Annotated in this window: 20 protein-coding genes; 11 read left to right on the forward strand and 9 right to left on the reverse strand. The window is 69.8% G+C overall.

Annotated features, from left to right (window positions below):
- Both JWQ92_RS04845 and JWQ92_RS04850 read right to left on the reverse strand, forming a co-directional pair.
- Window positions 1-1,292, reverse strand: a 1,292-nt coding sequence (locus JWQ92_RS04845; protein ID WP_297343332.1) for a diguanylate cyclase, incomplete at its 3' end; no start/stop codon positions are given.
- 336 nt (window positions 1,293-1,628) lie between these two features.
- Window positions 1,629-2,180, reverse strand: a complete 552-nt coding sequence (locus JWQ92_RS04850) for an FBP domain-containing protein (RefSeq protein WP_297343333.1) — start codon at window positions 2,178-2,180, stop codon at window positions 1,629-1,631.
- 266 nt (window positions 2,181-2,446) lie between these two features.
- On the opposite strand from JWQ92_RS04850, the gene JWQ92_RS04855 reads away from it, so the two are divergent.
- The 3 genes from JWQ92_RS04855 (at window position 2,447) to JWQ92_RS04865 (ending at window position 4,638) form a co-directional block, all read left to right on the forward strand.
- A complete protein-coding gene (locus tag JWQ92_RS04855; RefSeq protein WP_297343334.1) occupies window positions 2,447-3,475 on the forward strand; it encodes an alpha-hydroxy acid oxidase in 1,029 nt (342 codons plus the stop codon).
- Between the two features lie 161 nt (window positions 3,476-3,636).
- Window positions 3,637-4,236, forward strand: coding sequence for a hypothetical protein (locus tag JWQ92_RS04860; RefSeq protein ID WP_297343335.1), 600 nt, complete (start codon window positions 3,637-3,639; stop codon window positions 4,234-4,236).
- 153 nt (window positions 4,237-4,389) lie between these two features.
- On the forward strand, window positions 4,390-4,638 hold the full coding sequence (locus tag JWQ92_RS04865) for a YciI family protein (RefSeq protein WP_297343349.1): 249 nt from the start codon (window positions 4,390-4,392) through the stop codon (window positions 4,636-4,638).
- A 74-nt stretch (window positions 4,639-4,712) separates the two neighbouring features.
- Here JWQ92_RS04865 and JWQ92_RS04870 read toward each other — a convergent pair whose 3' ends face one another.
- Window positions 4,713-5,192 carry a cupin domain-containing protein gene (locus JWQ92_RS04870; RefSeq protein WP_297343336.1) on the reverse strand — a complete coding sequence of 160 codons (480 nt, stop codon included), beginning with the start codon at window positions 5,190-5,192 and terminating at the stop codon, window positions 4,713-4,715.
- On the opposite strand from JWQ92_RS04870, the gene JWQ92_RS04875 reads away from it, so the two are divergent.
- The 3 genes from JWQ92_RS04875 to JWQ92_RS04885 all read left to right on the forward strand — a co-directional run bounded on the left by JWQ92_RS04875 (window position 5,191) and on the right by JWQ92_RS04885 (window position 7,908).
- Complete coding sequence (locus JWQ92_RS04875; protein ID WP_297343337.1) at window positions 5,191-5,898, forward strand: TetR/AcrR family transcriptional regulator; 708 nt, start codon at window positions 5,191-5,193, stop codon at window positions 5,896-5,898. The genes JWQ92_RS04870 and JWQ92_RS04875 overlap by 2 nt on opposite strands.
- Before the next feature lie 188 nt (window positions 5,899-6,086).
- A complete protein-coding gene (locus JWQ92_RS04880; RefSeq protein ID WP_297343338.1) occupies window positions 6,087-6,917 on the forward strand; it encodes a cyclase family protein in 831 nt (276 codons plus the stop codon).
- Window positions 6,918-7,068: 151 nt separating this feature from the next.
- Window positions 7,069-7,908 (forward strand): aldo/keto reductase, encoded by an 840-nt coding sequence (locus JWQ92_RS04885; protein ID WP_297343339.1) that lies wholly within the window; start codon window positions 7,069-7,071, stop codon window positions 7,906-7,908.
- A 192-nt stretch (window positions 7,909-8,100) separates the two neighbouring features.
- Here the strand turns inward: JWQ92_RS04885 and JWQ92_RS04890 are convergent, their stop codons facing one another.
- On the reverse strand, window positions 8,101-9,069 hold the full coding sequence (locus tag JWQ92_RS04890; RefSeq protein WP_297343340.1) for a HoxN/HupN/NixA family nickel/cobalt transporter: 969 nt from the start codon (window positions 9,067-9,069) through the stop codon (window positions 8,101-8,103).
- Window positions 9,070-9,146: 77 nt separating this feature from the next.
- Entirely contained in the window at window positions 9,147-9,656 is a 510-nt protein-coding gene (locus tag JWQ92_RS04895) for a cupin domain-containing protein (protein WP_297343341.1), read from the reverse strand.
- A gap of 119 nt (window positions 9,657-9,775) precedes the next feature.
- On the opposite strand from JWQ92_RS04895, the gene JWQ92_RS04900 reads away from it, so the two are divergent.
- Window positions 9,776-10,426 (forward strand): TetR/AcrR family transcriptional regulator, encoded by a 651-nt coding sequence (locus JWQ92_RS04900; RefSeq protein ID WP_297343342.1) that lies wholly within the window; start codon window positions 9,776-9,778, stop codon window positions 10,424-10,426.
- A 66-nt stretch (window positions 10,427-10,492) separates the two neighbouring features.
- On the opposite strand, the gene JWQ92_RS04905 is transcribed toward JWQ92_RS04900, so the two are convergent.
- The 3 genes from JWQ92_RS04905 to JWQ92_RS04915 form a co-directional block, all read right to left on the reverse strand.
- Window positions 10,493-10,849 carry a nuclear transport factor 2 family protein gene (locus JWQ92_RS04905; protein WP_297343343.1) on the reverse strand — a complete coding sequence of 119 codons (357 nt, stop codon included), beginning with the start codon at window positions 10,847-10,849 and terminating at the stop codon, window positions 10,493-10,495.
- A 126-nt stretch (window positions 10,850-10,975) separates the two neighbouring features.
- Window positions 10,976-12,241, reverse strand: a complete 1,266-nt coding sequence (locus tag JWQ92_RS04910) for an amidohydrolase (protein ID WP_297343344.1) — start codon at window positions 12,239-12,241, stop codon at window positions 10,976-10,978.
- A 20-nt stretch (window positions 12,242-12,261) separates the two neighbouring features.
- Window positions 12,262-12,957 carry a trimeric intracellular cation channel family protein gene (locus JWQ92_RS04915; RefSeq protein ID WP_297343345.1) on the reverse strand — a complete coding sequence of 232 codons (696 nt, stop codon included), beginning with the start codon at window positions 12,955-12,957 and terminating at the stop codon, window positions 12,262-12,264.
- Window positions 12,958-13,176: 219 nt separating this feature from the next.
- Between JWQ92_RS04915 and JWQ92_RS04920 the strand changes: the two genes are divergently transcribed.
- The 4 genes from JWQ92_RS04920 to JWQ92_RS04935 all read left to right on the forward strand — a co-directional run bounded on the left by JWQ92_RS04920 (window position 13,177) and on the right by JWQ92_RS04935 (window position 15,530).
- Window positions 13,177-13,479, forward strand: coding sequence for a PadR family transcriptional regulator (locus tag JWQ92_RS04920; protein ID WP_297343346.1), 303 nt, complete (start codon window positions 13,177-13,179; stop codon window positions 13,477-13,479).
- Entirely contained in the window at window positions 13,476-13,988 is a 513-nt protein-coding gene (locus tag JWQ92_RS04925; protein WP_297343347.1) for a hypothetical protein, read from the forward strand. Before JWQ92_RS04920 ends, JWQ92_RS04925 begins: the two co-directional genes overlap by 4 nt.
- A 193-nt stretch (window positions 13,989-14,181) precedes the next feature.
- On the forward strand, window positions 14,182-14,604 hold the full coding sequence (locus JWQ92_RS04930) for a VOC family protein (RefSeq protein WP_297343350.1): 423 nt from the start codon (window positions 14,182-14,184) through the stop codon (window positions 14,602-14,604).
- A gap of 542 nt (window positions 14,605-15,146) precedes the next feature.
- Window positions 15,147-15,530: a cupin domain-containing protein gene (locus tag JWQ92_RS04935; protein WP_297343348.1), complete on the forward strand. Its 384-nt coding sequence runs from the start codon at window positions 15,147-15,149 to the stop codon at window positions 15,528-15,530.
- Between the two features lie 329 nt (window positions 15,531-15,859).
- Here the strand turns inward: JWQ92_RS04935 and JWQ92_RS04940 are convergent.
- Window positions 15,860-16,518, reverse strand: a 659-nt coding sequence (locus tag JWQ92_RS04940; protein WP_367276709.1) for a hypothetical protein, incomplete at its 5' end; no start/stop codon positions are given.

A 16,518-nucleotide genomic window follows, 5' to 3' on the forward strand; every position in this document is an offset into this window, starting at 1 on the left:
CGGAGCGGGACGGCGAGCGCCTCCTCGAGCCGACGGATGATCGGCTGCACCTCGTCCTCCCCGCTGACGTGCTCGAGCACGATCACGAACTCGTCTCCGCCCACCCGGGACACGGTGTCCCCCGGGCGCAGCGAGGCGCGCAGGCGGGCGGCGACCTCCATCAGCACCCGGTCGCCGGCGTCGTGCCCGAGGGCGTCGTTCGTCTGCTTCAGGCCGTCGATGTCGCAGAAGACGACGGCCGTGGCCGATCGCTCGTCCGTGCGCTGCAGGGCGCGAGCGAGCCGCTTCTCGAGGATGGATCGGTTCGGCAGCCCGGTCAGCGGATCGTGGGCCGCGATCCAGTGCGTCTCCTCCATCAGGCGGGCGTTGTCGAGCGCGATCGCGGCGATGCCCGCGAGGCCCGACAGACGGAGGCGGAGGTTCTCCTCCATCTCGGTCGGCGCACCGGCTCCGCACCAGTACGCCAGCAGCACGCCCCGGAGCTCGCCCGTCGAGTGCACGGGGACCGCGGCGAAGGCGTCGATCTCGTACTGCTCGAGGGCGCTGCGTGCCCACGCGGACGATGCGGGGTCGCGGATCAGCACCGGCTCGGGCCTCACCACGATGTCGGCGAGCTCCGGACTGGTGGAGGGCGAGACGATCGCGCCCGTCATCAGCTCGTCGAGGTGCGAGGGCCAGCCGGTGTGAGCGGCGATGGACAGGCGCGAGGTCTCCGGGTCCCAGACGGCCACCGCCGACCGCTCGGAGCCGCAGAGCCCGGGGATCGAATCCGCCACGGAGCGCAGCACCTTCTCGGTGCTCACCTCCTGTGCGAGGGTGCGCGCGGTGTCGAGCAGGGCGCCGAGCGTCGCCCGCTCCCGCTCCGTCTGCTGCAGCAGCTCGGCCAGTCCCGCCCGGTCCGCGACGCTCGTGGACACGTCCCGCTCGAGCGCGATGAAGTTCGCGGGCCGGCCGGAGGTGCCCCCGATCGGTGCGAGCGCCAGCTCGTTCCAGAACGCGTCGCCGTCCTTCCGGTGGTTCAGCAGTCGCCCGCGGAAGGGTTCGCCGGCCCGGAGGGCGTCGCGGACCGCCCGGACGGTGGCCTGGTCCGTTCCGGGGCCCTGCAGGAACCGGCAGTTACGGCCTCGGACCTCGTCCAGGGTGTAGCCGGTCATGGTGGTGAAGGCGTCGTTCACGTAGACGATGTCCTGCTCGTCGTCCGTGACGACGGCCGCTTCCGGCAGGGCGCCCATCAGCGCTCCGAAGAACGAGTCGCGCGACTCCGGCCCGGCGCTCGCCTGCCCCTCGGTCATCGGGTTCCCGCTCCTCGTCGTGCAGCGCGGATACCGCAGGCCGCGACGCCGCGGCAGGTGCCGCGTCCGAGCGTCGGCGGACCGGGGCGAGCAGAAGGGACCCGGCCGAACGCGCTGTCACGCAATGTATCCCTCACCGGGCGCCCGCGCTGAGCCACAGAGGCCCCTTGACATCGCCCCGCCGCCGGCGTGGGGGACGCCGGCCGGCATCGGCGGGACCGGGATCCGTGGCACGCCCCGGCTCGCGCTCCTGGCGCCACCTCCTCCTGCGTCCGTGACGGTCGACTGCACGAACGAGACGGTCACGCCGAAGCACTGAGCGCGCGTACTCCAGCATCACGACCGTCCCCGCCGAGGACATCTCCTGCGGGGTGCGTGGACGAGCGCGCTCTCGGCCGCATCAGGTCCCCTGGAGATCCCGCGCGAACCGGTCACGTGCTCCCGCAGCCGTTCGATGCGATGCTGCCGGGCCGCTTCGACGTCGAAGCCGAGGTAGGCCATCGCGGGGCGCTTCCGCACGTTGCGGGAGCACTCGGAGTCCGCGCAGATCAGCACGCCGACCGTGTCGCCGTTCCGCCCTGCGGCACCGGGGCGCTTGGCGCTGAAGAACACGACGGGGTTCGGCAGCTGGACGTCCTCGCACCACGAGCACTGCGCGGTCGTCCCTGGGGTGCGCTCGGCCTGCCTGAGCAGCACACCGACCACGTCGTTCTCGAGCTCGGCGAACACGTACCCCACCAGTGGCTGCTTCGGGTCGCGCCAGCCGAGGTGGTCGAGCCCGTCCCGGGGGAGTGATCCGAAGCCGGGCGGCAGGATGAGTGCTTTCCGTTCGCGCTGCGAGGTGTTGATGAGGGCCGCGCGGAGGCGCTCCTCGCGTATGGGTCGCATGGTGAGGCCTGTCTGAGTCGCGTCGCGCCGCCGGCGCGAGGGGTTCGGTCTGGAGACGCGCCGCATCGAGTGCGGCGTCGGTGCCGCGACCGTCGAGGGCGCGGCAGGGCTGGGAACCGGATCCGGCGACTACCTCGTGCCGGCGCGTTCCGCGCCGACGACCTCCAGACGCCGCAGGCGCAGCGGAGCAGGAGGTCACCCGCCCGGCGTACGACGCGGATCCGGCCGCCTCGCCGGCTCCTTCGTCGTGTGGCATGGTGAGGCGGATGGACTTCGCGCCTCTCCGAGCCGCGGCGCAAGCCGCCGTGCCGCCGGACGCCTGGGCGTTCTTCCAAGGGACGGCGGACGGTCGAGCCGACTCCGAGCGCGACGCACGGGCCTGGGATCAGTGGGATCTCGTCCCCCGGATCCTGACGGGTCTGACGACGATCGACACGAGCGTCGAGCTCGGCGGAGCTCGTTTCGCGTCGCCGGTGACGATCGCCGCCACCGCCGGCCACGGCGCCTGCCACGACGAGGGCGAGTGCCTCACCATCGCCGCCGCCGCGAACGCCGGCATGCTGATGACCTACTCGCACAACGCCTCGATCGCGGTGGAGCGCTTCGCCGCATCCGCGACGTCCCCGTGGTGGGCGCAGATCTACGTGCAGCGGGACCGGGCGGTGACCGCCGACTACCTGGCGCGTTGCGCCGATGCCGGCGCAGCCGCCTTCGTGCTGACCCTCGATGTACCGGGCACCCTCGCCGACGCGAGCTTCCGCCGAGCGCCCCTCGTGGGACCCGTGGCCGTGCGCGGCAACGTGGGGCCGACGGGTGGTGGCGCGGGCGCTGCCGTGGAGAGCTGCTTCACGCCGGACGACGTCGCGGCCATCGTCGAGTCGTCCGGACTGCCGGTCTGGGCGAAGGGTGTCATGACTCCGGAGGATGCGATCCGGGCCCTGGACGCGGGCGCGGCCGGCGTCGTCGTGTCGAACCATGGACGTCGCCAGCTCTCCGGCGTGGCCCCGGTCGCCGACGTCCTCGGCGGGATCGCCGACGCCGTGGCAGGGCGTGCACCGGTGCTCGTCGACGGTGGCATCCGTTCCGGCGCGGACGTGGTCCGGGCGCTCGCGCTCGGGGCGGCCGCCGTCGGGATCGGGCGGCCGGTGCTGTGGGCGCTCGCGGCGGGCGGTCAGGCGCAGCTCGAAGCCGTGCTCCAGGCCCTCAACGAGGAGGTCGCCGCGGCCATGGCCGGTCTCGGGGCAGGACGGGTCGCGGACGTGATGCCGGGCATGGTCCGGCGCGCGGGGGTCTGACGGCCATCGGCTGCATGCGGGCCTCGTCGGTGGCTGCGTGGCGCGGTCGCGAAGGGGCTGCGGCGTGCGCGGTCGAGGGCCGCATCGCGGAGGCGGGTGATTCGAAGAGACCTGGGTCATCCCGGCTCCGGGAGGGCTAGCGTGGCCGCGCAGGAGGCGACATGCCACGCATGGGGCAGAGGAGCGCATTCACACTCGGGCTCATCGCCCTCGTGATGGTCACCGCAGGCTGCGCATCGCCTGCGACGAAGGCCACCTCGCAGCCCCGACCGACGCCCACCGTGACCGCGACGCTGACGTCGGGGGCGCACGAATTCGTGTCGAAGCGGTACCACTTCCGGCTGACCCTCCCGCAGGGATGGTCAGGGGTCGACGCGCAGGACGTGTGGGACGGCAAGGCGTTGCAGGGCCAGGAGTCACCCGCGTTCGCCGATTTCGCCGACTCGAAGACCCAACGCGTGTTCACGATCGGCGCCGCGCCCGCGGCGAAGGGGATCCAGCTGACCCCCTGGCGGGCGGCCGTGGTGCGCGGCGTACGGGCGGGATGTGTCGATGCCAGGACCGCGAAGAAGGTGGTGCTCGGCGACGAGCCGGCCCTGACCTGGACGGCGACCTGCGGCGAGGTGAACCCCGTCAAGTTCGCCTTCGTGCATGGCGACCGCGGCTACGCAGCCATCTTCGAGGCGAGCGGATCGAGCATGAATGCGGCCGATCTGGCCGTGTTCGACTCGATACGCCGGTCGTTCCGGTTCACGAGCTAGGGGCCGGGATCGTCCCGTCGGAGGGCCGAGCTCCCTGACTCGGCCCTCGGCCGCGCATACCCGGGGTCCTGCTCCCCTGTACCGTGCTCCTGCCGTTCGATCTCGAGCGGGTGCGGGAGGGGATCCAGGGTGCTCTACGTCTCTCGGTACGTGATGAAGGAGGGGGCCGAGGCGCGCGTCATGGAGGTCTACCCGCGGCATCGCGAGTATCTCGATCGCGTGGCGGCTGACGGGAGGATCCTGCTCATCGGACCGCTGCTGCCGGCCCCGGGGAGCGGCTCCATGGCTGTCTTCCGCGATGCGGAAGCCGCAGCGGCGTTTCCCCTGGGCGACCCGTTCGTCCTCGAGGGGCTGGCCGAGCCTCTTCCCGTCCAGGAGTGGAACGCGCTGGAGTACCTCTAGATCTCCGTCGCCGTGCGGTCGGTCGAGCAGCGCATGCTCGCCCGCCTGCGGCGTCGAGCAGGCAGCGGTCCCCCTCATGAAGGCGAGAACGGCTCCGTCGAGTACCGCGACATCAACGTCAGGATCTCGGCCGCAACGAGCATCCCGTCGGGGCCGGGACGGAGGTCCTGCAGCTCGCGGAAGTACCCGATGTACCGCTGGGGCGTCACCGTGAGCAGCAGCGAGGCCGGCTCGTGGGGGTCGGCGTTGCCGAACGTGTGCGGGGTTCCCATGCCGGCGACGAAGGTGGAGCCCGGCCCCAGGACGTGCTCGGCCGAGCCGCTTCGGAATCGGACGGAACCGGTGAGGACGAAGAAGGACTCGTCGTGAGCGCGGTGGATGTGCTGCGGCGGTCCGCCCCATCCGGCCGGCATCCGGCACTCCACGAGCCCGAGGCGACCCTCGGTGGTGCTGCCGTCCTCGAGCACGCGGTGCAGCACAGGTCCTGCTCGCAGGAGCTCGCCGTCCTCCGGGCCGAGGACGGATACGCGCGGGGTGAGCAGGTGTTCAGTCATGATGGCTCCTCTGATTGAGACATCCGTCTCAAGTTTAGACGTGAGTATCATGCTGCTCGTGACCAGTGCTGTCAACGGGGACGTTCCGCCCACTCCGGCGAGTCGACGGATGCGCGAGCGGCTGACGGCGGCGGCCCGGGCTCAGCTCCGCGAAGGGGGCCCGATGACCGTCGACGCCGTGGCGGCGCGCGCGCAGGTGTCCCGGGCCACGGCCTACCGGCACTTCCTCAACAACGACGCGGTCCTGCTGTGGGCGACGCGGCCGGTTCAGGACGCGATCGTTCCTGCCGTCGTCGGCTCGGGGGGCGATCACCTCGCCGGCCTGGCGGATCGGGCCGAGGCCCTGGTCCGGGCGACCGCGCAGTGGGCGTTCGACCATGAACGCGAGTTGCGGGCCGTCCTCGCCGTCTCCCTCGGGGAGAACAGCGCACAGCACGGGTTGTCCCGGAGAGGACGCATGCAGCGGGACCGGTGGATCGACGAACTGCTGTCAGGGTTGCCCGTCGACGTTCCCGGGGCCGCGCGCTGGCGCCTGCGCGCGGCCTTGATGCCCCTGTTCGGCGCCGACGCCGTGGTGTGGACCCGGGACGTCGCCGATCTGTCCGTCACCGAAGCAGTCGAGGTGCTGGTGTGGATGGCACGGACGCTCGTGACGGCGGTCCTCACGGAGTCAGGATCAGGGGCCGATTCCGCGACAGCCCCCTAGCAGCCGATGGCGTCGGTTGAGGACCAGACCTGCTTCGGGCGGACCGGTGACGGGTTCATGACAGCGAACGCCCGCGACGCTCACGACGTTGGCCGATGATGACCTCGAGGCCGTGATCATCGAAGCGCCGGAATCTGGTCAGGCGACCCGTATCCGGGCGGGGTAGGCCGAGACACAGGGGAGTTGCGATGGACGAGCAGATGAAAGCCCTTCTCGACCTCCGAGTCGTCGATCTCACACTGTTGCTCGCCGAGGAGTTGCCCGCGGCGTGGGCCAAGCACATGCCGTACCAGCAGAAGACGTTCAACTACTTCGAGGCGCGGGACGACCAGGTTTCGCCGCTGAAGAGCGAAGTCGGGCCCTACCAGACGCGCTGGCTGTTGATCGACGAGCACACCGGCACCCATGTGGACGCCCCCGCACACTTCATCCCGGAGTCGAAGACCGGGCTGCCCGGGGCCGCGGAGGCCGGCAGCATCACCGTCGAGCAGCTGCCGCTGCGGCAGCTCATGGGTGCTGCCGTGGTGGTGGAGATCCCGCAGGACCTGCCCGGGTCCGGCCCCGGCGTCTCTCCCATCATCACCGTCGAGTTCCTGGCTGCGTGGGAGGAGGAGAACGACCGATTCGCCCCCGGCGACATCGTGCTCTTCCGCACGGGCTGGGACCGGCACTACGTGCGGGGGGAGGCAGGCCTCGCCTACAGCCACCACCCGCTCGTCACGCGCACCACGCCCGGCTGGCCCGCCCCCGACGCCGACGCCATGCGGCTCCTCATGGACCGCGGCGTCACCTGTGTCGGAACGGATGGAGCGAGCATGGGCTCGAGTCACGCCGGTGCGGCCGTGCACACCCTCGCCCTCGGCGCGAGGGTCGCCTTCATCGAGGCGCTCGGCCACCTGCACCAGCTGCCGGTGCGCGGCGCCGTCTTCTGCTTCGCGCCTCTCAAGGTCGCCCGCGGCACCGGCGCACCGGGCCGGGCCTTCGCCTGGCTTCCGGATGGCCCTGCCAGCGCATCCTGACTCTTCACGTCGCCGTGCACACGCGAGCGCCGAATCGTGATCGAGGCGGCGTCGGTGAATCAGGAGACGTAACGACCGTCGGTATGTGGGGTACCGGACCACCATCGCGGTGCTCGGGTTGTGTGGATGGAACAGATCTAGGCTCGCGCACATGGCCTCTTCCGTTCCCGCCCTCCCGCTCAACTCCGGCACGTCGATCCCGCAGCTCGGATTCGGCGTCTTCCTCGTCGAGCCGAAGGACACCCAGCGGGTGGTCGAGGAGGCGATCGAGGTGGGCTTCCGGCACATCGACACCGCCACCGGCTACAACAACGAGCGCGAGGTCGGCGCCGCCATGCGGGCCTCCGGCGTTCCGCGCGAGGAGATCTTCCTCACGACCAAGCTGCGCAACGACCACCACCGTGCTCGGGACGTGGAGGGCGCCTTCCAGCGCAGCCTCGACGCCCTCGACGCCGGCTACATCGACCTCTACCTCATCCACTGGCCGATGCCGAAGGTCGACGCCTACGTGGACACCTGGCGCACCTTCGAGACGTTCACGCGCGACGGCCGGGCGAAGAGCATCGGCGTCAGCAACTTCCTCGTCCCGCACCTGGAGCGGCTGCTCGCCGAGACGGACACGGTGCCGTCGGTGAACCAGGTCGAGCTGCACCCGATCTTCCAGCAGCGCGAGCTGCGGGCCTTCCAGGACCGGCACGGGATTCTCACCGAGTCGTGGGGGCCGCTCGGCCAGGGCAAGTACGACCTGTTCGGCAAGGCGCCGATCAAGGACGCGGCGGCCGCGCACAGCGTCACGCCGGCGCAGGTCGTGCTGCGCTGGCACGTGCAGACCGGCAACATCGTGATCCCGAAGTCCAGCTCGCGTGAGCGGATGACCGAGAACTTCGACGTGTTCGGCTTCGAGCTGACGCCGGAGGAGATGGCGGCCATCGACGGGCTCGACGAGAACCGGCGCGTCGGCGGCGATCCGATGGACGTCAACGAAGGCTGACGCTTCCCGAGGTCAGTGAGCACGAGGCCTCGCGGTGAGGGTCGCGGCGGTGGCCTTTCGCGCCCTGTGGGCCACGGACCTCGATAGGGCCGTGGACATGGGGGCGGAACCTCGGCTCGGGACCTGCTGGAGCGATCGCGCAGGGGGCGCACGCACTGCGTGCACGGGGAGGGGTGGGCGGAGCGTCGTCCGTCAGTCCGCTACCCGCCTTCCTGCGCGCGAATGGCTGGCGGCCACAGCGCTGAGCCATACGACGACGAACAGCCCCACGACGCCGTAGCCGAGCGCTCCGAAGTCGACCCCGGTCGTGCTGCCTGCTGTGGTGGTCGATGCGAGCTCGAAAGTGCCGATGGTGAGGGCGACGCCGGCCGATAGTGCGGTGAGCGCGCAGTTGTAGGCCAGTCGTCGGCGAGGGTGAGTGAACGCCCAGCCGTAGGCGAGGCTCATGAACCAGCCGTCGAGGGTGTCGAGCAGGCTCATGCCCGCGGCGAACAGGACGGGGAGGGACAGGATCGCGTACCAGGGCACGGCCGCCATCGCTGCGCCCCCGGCGACCACGAGGAGGGCTACTTCGGATGCGGTGTCGAACCCGAGCCCGAAGAGCAGGCCCACGAGGTACATCTGCCAGGGGCGGGTCACGGTGCGCATCAGCGGTCGAAGAACGCGCACGAGCACCCCACCCGGGAACGCCTCTGTCCGGGATCGCCCGCCCCGCGCCGGGCGGAGGCCGGCCAGGAGACGGCCGAGCAGCCCGAGGTTGAGGAGCCCGAGCCCGCACAGGAATGCGCCCGACACGGTCGTTCCCAGGAGCGCGAGGGTGTCGCGAAGTCCTCCGCCCGCTGGTGCGACGAGGTCACCGACGAGCCCGGCTCCGGCGGCGAGTCCAGTGCAGAGCAGGAACACGACGCTGGAATGGCCGAGGGAGAACCAGAAACCGACCGACCGGGTGCGGACGCCGTCCCCGAGCAGTTTGCGCGTGGTGGAATCGATCGCCGCGATGTGATCGACGTCGAAGGCGTGCCGCATTCCGAGGAGGTAGGCGGCGATCCCGATGCTGACCCCGAACACGGGACCGGCGCCACGGGGCGTGACCGCACGGCCGACTTCGGTCAGTAGCAGGATCCCACCGATGAGGTGCAGTCCGAGGACGACGACGGCCATGCGAAGCAGCGGCGCCGCTGCCACGCGGGAGAGCACTGATGACCCGGGCGCCGTGCGAACGGTCACGGCGGAGCCCGTCAGCCGAGCGGTGTGAGGCCGTAGCGCTGGACGAGGTCCGGCAACCACGACGGTTCACTGAATTGGAGCCCGTGTTCGGCGGCGAGTCGTTGAATCTCCCCCGGATCTGGAGGGCCGTCTTGGAACGCGTCCGCCAGTCCCCAGAAGAAGTGCTCGAATCCGGCTGGGGCGATCACCTCGATCATCCGCGCCGGTGTACTTCCCGCATTCCACATCGTGTGCACCTCGCCTCGAGGCTTCGTGATGTAGCCGCCGGCGCCCAGCACCACCTCGCGATCGCCGGAACGGAACCCGATCTCGCCTTCGATCACGATGGAGTACTCGTCCTCACGCGTGTGCAGGTGGGGCGGTACCAAAGCGCCGACCGGGAAGGGATGCTCGACGATCGACACCTGATGGTCGGTTTGTTCACCGAAGAGCTTGAAGACGACCCCGATGCTGCCGAGGCTTCCCTCGCGCCCTTCGTTCGGCTGCACGACGGTCAGTCGTGGTTCGTCGTCGAGGCTCATCTCGGGTCACCCTTCTATTTCGTTATACACTGGCGTGTACCGAAAGTGTCGACCCGAACGAGGCGTGGTGTCAAGAGTTGAGTGAACAGCCGCGTACACCCAATAGGCGTCGCTACGAGATGAGCCGGCGAGTCGAGCAGGTGGATGAGACCCGGCAGCGGATCGTGGGCGCCGCCGTGACTCTGCATGGGACGGTCGGCCCGGCGCGGACCACCATCGCGGCGATCGCCGAGGTGGCCGGCGTGACCCGCGTCACCGTCTACCGGCACTTCCCCGACGAGGAAGCGCTCTACGGTGCGTGCTCGGCCCACTGGCTCTCCCGGCAACAGGTCCCCGACCCCTCGGCATGGGCCGACATCGAGCAGCCGCTCGAACGTCTCCGGTTCGGACTGTTGGACCTGTACCGGTTCTACCGGGACGGTTCGGGGATGCTCACCGGTATCTACCGCGATTGGGACGCGCTGCCCGCGGGCCAGCGGCAGGGCCTCGGGGAGCAGAACCTCTCCTTCCGGCGCGCGCTTCGCGAGCCGTTCGTCGCTGCGTCGGCGCCCGGGGTCCTCGACGCGGTCATCGGCCATGCCGTGTCGTTCTGGACCTGGCACTCCCTCAACCTCGACAACGGTCTCTCGAACGAGGAGGCCGTCACGCTGATGGTCGAGCTCGCCGCATCGGTGACCGCGCGGGACTCGAGCGGTGTCGAGCCGGCCGGGCGGACTCGCGCCGACGGCCGGGGTGCGCGTCCGGAGGGACTCGAACTCCCGACCTTCTGATCAGTGGTCAGAACGGCGGAAGGCCACAAGGCCGGTCTCTGCTACAACCGTGCTGCGCACGCCCGGCTAGGCGCCCGGATGAAAGACGCCCCAGTTCTCCTGGAGTCTGCCGTTCGCGATGCGGTGCATCGTGATTCCGTGGCCCTCGAGTTGGTCATGCCCGTCGGCAGATCCACGCATCCACCACCGTTCAGCCACGAGGTTGCCGTCGCCGAGCAGTTCCTCGGTCCCGGTGTCGACCTCGCCGCCCTGCTCGCGCGTCTCGAGCACGAACTTCCGCCAACCGTCGGGGCCGTGGACGTCCTGGTCACCGTTGTGGGCCACGAAGTCCGGAGCGAGGATCTCGTCCAAGACGCTCAGGTCGTCAAGCTTGAAGACCTGGTTGAACCTACGGACCAAAGCGAAGTTCTCTTCATTGGACACGGCGACTCCTTCGTCGAGGCGGTTTCGCCGAGCGTCCCACGAAGGGCTCCGGGCAGCAACGGGTTCGTTGCAAGGGTGCGATACAGGTGGCTCGACTTCCGGGCCGACCTCGTTGTCGTGGGCGTGTCAGTTCGCACTGAGGAAGGCCAGGGCGGCTACGACCAGTGCCTGAGTGCCGGTATCGAGGGTGGGCTGCAGAACGGGCGCGAAGTGGGGGGAGTGGTTGACCGGAATGTCCTGGGCGACCCGTCCCGCGGCGGCTGCGGTCCGGTAGGAGGTCGGGTCGATGCCGCCGATTCCCCAGTACGTGTAGGGGACGCCCAGGGCAGTAGGGATGTCGCTGAAGTCTTCGCTGGCGCTCTGCAGGGGCAGCTCGATCGCCCGGTCGCCGAAGTGGTCGCTGAATGCGGCAGCGACCTTCCCGGTGGTGTCGGAGTCGTTGGTCGTGGTGGGGAATCGGTCGAACATCTCGAACTCGGGCGGGGCCGGTGCGGCGGACGCCTCGCACTCGGCTACGACCACACGCCGGATCGCGGCCAGGATGCCGGCGCGGGTCTGCTCGTCGTAGGTGCGGATGTTCAGTTCGAGCACGGCCTGGTCGCCGATGACGTTGCTCTTGCTGCCGGAGTGGATGCTGCCCACGGTGAGCACGGCGGGCTCGGTCGGGGCGACCTCTCTGGAGATCACGGTCTGGAGGCGGACGACGATCATGGAGGCGAGCACGACGGGGTCGACGGCGGCCTGGGGCATGGACCCGTGGGCGCCACGCCCGTGCAGGGTGATGCGCATGCTGTCGGCAGCCGAGAGCACCGCTCCGTTGCGGGTGCCGACCACACCGGCGGGCAGCGGAAGCACGTGCTGTGCCAGCGCGACATCGACCTTGCCCACGATCGTGGCGAGCCCGTCCTGCACCATGCCCTGGGCACCGTCGCCCACTTCCTCCGCGGGTTGGAACAGCACCACGAGTCCGCCCTGCCAGCGGTCCTGCCCGGCTGCGAGCAGTGCTGCCGCGGTGAGCAGGGTGCTGACGTGGACATCGTGTCCGCAGGCGTGCATCACGGGGACCGTCGCACCCTGACTGTCGGTCGCGGTGATCGTGCTGGCGTAGGGGAGGCCGGTCTCTTCCTGTACCGGGAGGGCGTCCATGTCGGCTCGGAGCAGCACCGTCGGTCCGTCACCGTTGCGAAGCACCCCGATCACGCCCGTGCCGCCGACCCCGGAGGTGACGTCGTAGCCGTCGCCTTTGAGCCGGTCGACGACCTCGGCCGCCGTGGTGGTCTCCTGATGGGACAGCTCGGGATGCTGGTGGAGGTGTCGGTAGAAGTCCTCCATCGAGCTTCGAGCACGGTCGAGTCCTGACAGGACTGCCGTCGTGGTCGCTGCTGCGTTCATGGTTCCTCCTGGGGTTGTCCCTACTCGCGGGGACGCTCTCGACGTGCGGTTCGACGCCTGAGCCGCCCGAGAGTGGACGCGGGGATGATCCGGGCCGGTGACCAGGCGTCAGCGCTGGGCAGGATCCAGCCTCGCCAGCGAGCGAGCAGGCACAGGCCGGCGCCGACGATCGTGGATGTGACCAGTCCGACCGTCGGGTATCCCAGCTCTGCCAGCACCACGAGAACGGTGCTGCCGACGATTGCGCACGTCGCGTACAGGGTGTTGCCGCCGAGGATCCCGGGTATCCGACGCAGGACCACGTCGCGCACGGCGCCGCCGCCCACGGCGGTGATCGTGCCGAGCAGGACCGCGGCAAGCCAGCCGAGGCCCACCCCGAGGGTCTTCTGCGCGCCGGCGGCCGCCCACGTGCCCAGCGCGAGGGCGTCGACGACCGGCCATACCCAGTCCCAGACCCGGCCGCGAACCCGAACGAGGTAGCTGACCGCCGCTCCGGCGAACGCGGTCAGGAGATACGAGTAGTCCGTCAGTGCGACGGGCGGCCCGTGTTGAAGGAGCACGTCGCGGATCAGTCCTCCGCCGAGACCGGACAGCACCGCGAGCACGACGAACCCGATCGGGTCCAGTTTCTCCTGGCGGGCGATCAGGCCGCCGAGGAGTGCGTTCGCGAAGACGCCGATGAGGTCGAGGACGCGGAACACCTCCGACAGCCCCACCTCGTCACCTCTTCGGCTCGCCGATGCACGTCACGCTACTCGGCAGCCGGAACGTCCGCCTGATCAGGCGTACCGCGCTGGCGTGCACACATCGGTGCCCACGTGCGTCTGGAGCCCGTGAGGTCGAGGCGAACGTTCAGCCTTGGCGCTGCTTCCGCGGGCCGGAGTGCCCGTGGACAGCAGGTTGCTCGCCTCACGCTGAATATATAGAGTTCGGGGATGGTTCGAAGGCTGAGTGCGCAAGCGATCGACACCCTCACCGCTCTCCGGGACGAGGGCGGCTGGCTGCACGGCTACGAGCTCTCGCGCAGGACGGGCCTGAAGCCCGGGACCTTGTATCCGATCCTCGAACGCCTCGCATTGCGCGGGCTGCTCGAGGGGCGGTGGGAGCAGAGCCCGCTGGGCAGGCGTCCGGCACGACACGCATACCGGCTGACCGACATCGGCGGGCGGACCCTGTCGGAGGAGTCGCGCCGCGTAGACCGGGAGCCACGCAGAAGGACAGGGGAGGCGTTGGCGTGAACCCCATCGGAAGGTTCCTCACCCGATTCGTTCCGCTGGCGCGACGATCATCCATCGACGCGGCGCTCGCCGAAGCCGCCTCCACACCTGATGTCGAGGAGGCCGAGCAGTGGCGGTCGGCGGCAAGGGCCATGCTCGTCCGGGGTCTCATAGTGGGTCCGGTGCTCAGGAGCGCCGTGCTCTGGCTCGTCGTCGCCGCGGTGGCCGTCGTGAACGAGAGCTCGTCCGACATCGCGAACCAGGTGACGTTGGTCTTCATCGCCGCCGGCGCTGGGCTGGTGGGATTCGTGTGGGTGCGGAGGGCGTGGCTGGCTGGTGTCCTGATCGGCTGCACCGTCGCGGTCGAGCATGTCGTCAGGGTGGCTCTCGGGGTGGAGAACCCGGATGTGCATCTCCCTCCCGGGTGGTGGAGTTCGACATCCCTTCTCATCCTGCTCGTTCCGGCGGTGATCGCGGCCTACGGGGGAGTCGGGCTTCGGCGCCTAGCGTCCGGACGTCGAGAGACCTGAGGGGGACCGACCCGGGTGGGCGTGGAAGCGGCACGATGTCTGTTCGGTGGGCCGAGGAAGAGGCGCGCCGGGCCCTCCGCGCCCACTGGCGGCTCGGCTGCGATCGGGCGCTTACGCACTGCCCTCGGGCCCGACCGCACCGATGGATGAGGGCTTCCGCCGATGGCCGGCGAGCGGGAGGATGCCCGTCGTGATGCGCAACCGCTCTGCCCCGCCGTTCACGGTGATGCCGGTTCTCAGCTACCCGGACGTCTCTGCGGCCACGGCTTGGCTGCAGCGGGCGTTCGGGCTGGTGGAACACGTCCGAATCGGCGACCACAGGGCGCAACTGGGATTCGGGGAGGGCGCGCTCTTCGTTGCCGACACGACGAACGGGCGCACCGCTGCGGGCGCGGACCTGAGCCACTCGGTGACGGTCCGGGTCTCGGACATCGACGCCCACTATCGGGTCGCAGCGGCCGCCGGCGCTCAGATTCTGGCCGAACCGGCTGACCAGCCGTACGGCGAGCGGCAGTACACCGCCGCGGACCCGGCCGGGCACCGGTGGACATTCACCCAGTCCATCGCCGATGTCGCTCCCGAAGAGTGGGGTGGAACGACGGTCGTGCCCTGGTAGCTGCTCGCAGTGGACGACACGCTCCCATCGGAAGACGAGGATCCGTGCTCCCATCGGCGGGCGAGACGGATGGGAGCGGCGATGCCGAGGACGGTCCATCGCCCGTCGCCAGCTGGCGGAGGGAGCCGTAGTTCAGCTGCTCGAGCGCCAAGGTCTGGAAGAGGCGCCTGACCCGGCATGTCGGCTCCGTGTGCACACATCGCTGCACACATCCATGTGGTGCCAGAAACGCGAGTTCCGGAACTGCTCGGTCGTCATCGTCGGGCCGGACTGTCGCGGAATCTGGCCTGCTCGGACGCGTGGACCTCGGCGGCTGAGCACCGTCGAAGGACTGGGAGGCGCACGCGTCCTCGAGGGCGGCTCGACCCTCTTGACGCGCCGGACCTCGAGGTCTATGACGGCACCTGGGCGGAAGTGGGGACGAACGCCCGCCCCCGTCCGTCGCCGCCGGGCGCACGCCTGGCACACCGCGCCGCGTCAGGGCGCACCGCACCGGCCCCGGACCGGGCCGCTCACCCTTCAGATCGAAAGCAAGGGACATCATGTCTCAGCAGGTCACCACACCACGGCTCGTCAGGAAGAGCTTCGACACCCCCGAGGAGGACCGGCCCTTCGAGGGCGACAGCGGGCACCTCGAATTGATCAACCTCGACTCCGGCGCCGTAGGGCGCGCCACCTTCCGGCCCGGCTGGCGGTGGTCGATGCACGTCAAGCCGATCGCCGGCACCGACAGCTGCCAGGCCGCCCACCTCGGCTACTTCGTGAGCGGTCGGATGACCGTCCAGATGGACGACGGCGAGCGGGTGGAGTACGGGCCCGGCGACTTTGCCGCCATGGCGCCGGGTCATGATGCGTGGGTCGTCGGCGACGAGCCCTGCGTGTTCGTGGACTGGCAGGGCTTCGCCGACTACGCGAAGCGGCGCTGACCGGAGGCGAGGCGGCGGCGAGGAGCGATCCCGCCGCCGCCTCGTTTCGCGGGGTCGTGTGCTGCGTTCGGAACTCGAGGTTCTCGGGGGCGTGCATGGCTCGGGGCGCGCGGGTGCCAGGCAGCCGACGGCGCACACACGTTTGGTCGCATAGCGCGGCCCGTCCGGCCTACGGCTCGGCACGGAGCGCCTCTTGTCGGCACCCGTGTGAACGTCAGAGAAGAACAGACGCCGACTAGGGCGCCGACGGGTTCGGCGCCGAAGCGGTTGGGCCCGAAATGCCCATTCCGGACGGCCGGAATTCCCCTTCTCGCATCGAGTGCGCCGCGTCACTCGATGACTGATTCGGCGACGAGGTCCACGCGAGTGGCGTCTTCGAGCGGCTTCTTCTTCGCCGACCACAGCATCCCGATGTAGATCAGGTCGAACACGCTGCACAGCAGCCCGATCCCGATGATGAAGGGCAGGCCGCCCAGCACGCCGATCAGGATGGTGGGGGCGAGCGTGCCCAGCCACTTGGCAACGGCGATCACCATGGACTGACCGCGAGTACCGCGGCGCGCGACCAGCATGGCGATGAACAGGCCCGACATCAGCAGGTTCTGCAGGAACGCGGAATACCTCGCACCGACCACCCAGCCGAACTCGGCGATGAAGAGCGCCTGAACGGCGTAGGCGGTGGCGAAGATGACGACGCCCCAACCGATGAAGGACGGCCGGGTCACGAACGCGGGGAGTTCCGCGCGACCGAATCGGAAGAACGTGTAGACGATCACGACGTCGGCTGCGGCCCACAGCAGGTCGATGATCGTCTGGGCGTCGACCGCTCCAGTGAGACCGTGGATGCCGTAGATCGTCTCCCAGGCGATGTTCAACCCGAGCGCCGCGACGGGCATCGCGTACGTCTTGTGTGTGAAGCCGAGTCGGATCGATTCGATGTAGACGATCGTCCAGGCGAGGCCGCTGACGATGGTGAGGAAGATTTCCA

The sequence above is a fragment of the Amnibacterium sp. genome (assembly GCF_025463795.1).
GTDB lineage: Bacteria > Actinomycetota > Actinomycetes > Actinomycetales > Microbacteriaceae > Amnibacterium.